The 1,016-nt window shown below is 61.2% G+C and carries 2 protein-coding genes; one reads left to right on the top strand and one right to left on the bottom strand.

Features of this window, described 5'->3' with window-relative positions; genetic code table 11:
- Positions 1-470, bottom strand: a 470-nt coding sequence (locus AC1DS6_RS42665) for an AraC family transcriptional regulator (protein ID WP_477104816.1), incomplete at its 3' end; no start/stop codon positions are given.
- 241 nt (positions 471-711) lie between these two features.
- Here AC1DS6_RS42665 and AC1DS6_RS42660 point away from each other — a divergent pair.
- Positions 712-1,016 (top strand): response regulator transcription factor (locus tag AC1DS6_RS42660; RefSeq protein ID WP_477104815.1); only part of this gene is annotated, 305 nt, incomplete at its 3' end.

Below are 1,016 nucleotides of genomic sequence, written 5' to 3'. Positions count from 1 at the left end.
GCCGCAGACATGCCGGCCGAGGTCCAAATGTTTCCGTCCTGCACAAAAATCCGATCCTCGTCGACACGAACCTGAGGAAAGGTTTCCTGCAATCGTCTGGCATGCAGCCAGTGGGTGGTAGCAGTCTTTCCGTCCAGCACGCCGGCCTCGGCAAGCGCGAACGCGCCCGTGCAGATGCCCGCGACACGTCGTGCCTCGCTGGCCGCGCGGCTGATGTAGGACTTCAGCCCGGGATCCAGGGGGCCGGGGACACGAACCCCCGCAACCATCAACGTATCGGGCATCGCGTCCAACTTGGTGGTCACGATCCCCAAGCCAATCGTCGAGTGAACGATACCGCCGTATTGGGAGAGGATCGTCATGCGGTAGCCCTCTTCGCCGAGCTCCACATTGGCCAGTTCGAACGCGGATAGCGCCGAGAGACCGATGACCTGGAATCCATTTTCTAGAATCAAGCCGATTTGCCGCATTACTTCTCTCGTGTTACGTCAGCGTCTCAATGACAGTTTCCTGAGACTCTCGCGCAATCTATTCCCGGCGCCTAACGCTGTCAAGTCGACTGCCTGAGTCGAGCGCCACGCAGCCCGAAGATGTCCGGAATCTCCGCGAATTCGTCTGTCCGCGGAGACACGTCCAACCCTATCCTTGCCATGCCTTCGCGGCGCCCCCGCAGGCGTGGGGCTCCGCCCCGGAACCGGCAACCGAACAAGCATGCCCAGCAATCGCACATGCGACGAGCGGCCACTCGTCTACATTGTCGACGACGAAGACGCAATCCGCACATCTTTGTGCAGCCTCCTCCGCTCCGCCGGCTTTGCCGCGCGTACCTTCGAGCACACAGCCACCTTTAACGCGTCCGAGAAGCCCGACCGACCGAGCTGCTTGCTGCTCGACGTCCGCCTGCAAGGTGAAAGCGGACTCTACTTTCAGCAAAAGGCCACCGAGGTCCATCGCATGCCCTTCATCTTCATGACGGGCTTCCCCGACATCGGCAGTTGCCTGCGCGCCATGAAAGC

The organism is Cupriavidus sp. 05L310 (genome assembly GCF_056398185.1).
The sequence above is the reverse complement of the archived record's forward strand: the minus strand, read 5'-3'. Positions and strand labels throughout refer to the sequence as shown.